The organism is Halomonas sp. BN3-1 (genome assembly GCF_003056325.1).
GTDB classification, from domain to species: domain Bacteria; phylum Pseudomonadota; class Gammaproteobacteria; order Pseudomonadales; family Halomonadaceae; genus Halomonas; species Halomonas litopenaei.
Window position 1 is genome coordinate 1 of the sequence record NZ_PYVV01000069.1, and the last position, 304, is coordinate 304.

General features: G+C 67.4%; 1 protein-coding gene. It reads left to right on the forward strand.

Annotated features, from left to right (window positions below):
- The coding region (locus C9F12_RS22345; protein WP_162816572.1) for a hypothetical protein at positions 1–304 on the forward strand (304 nt) is incomplete at both ends.

Consider the following 304-nt stretch of genomic DNA (forward strand, 5'->3'; position numbering starts at 1 on the left):
GTTTCGGTCACCGACAGCGATCCGGCCTCGACCCAGGCCAGCCTGGCACTGGATGACGCCGAGACCGAAGGAGCCGCCTCGGATACCGACGTGGCGAGCCTGACCTTTACCGCCGGCAGCGACGCCATCACCTCGATCGGCTTTGGCAATATCGGTGCCGATGACAGCGTCACGGGGATCAGCGTCCAGGGCCTGGCGGCTGGTGAGTCCTTGGTCTGGAGCGCAAACGACGCCGGTGAGCTGGAAGGGCGTACCGAGGCCGGCGGTGACGCCGTCCTGACCCTGACCCTGAGTCCGGCGGTTG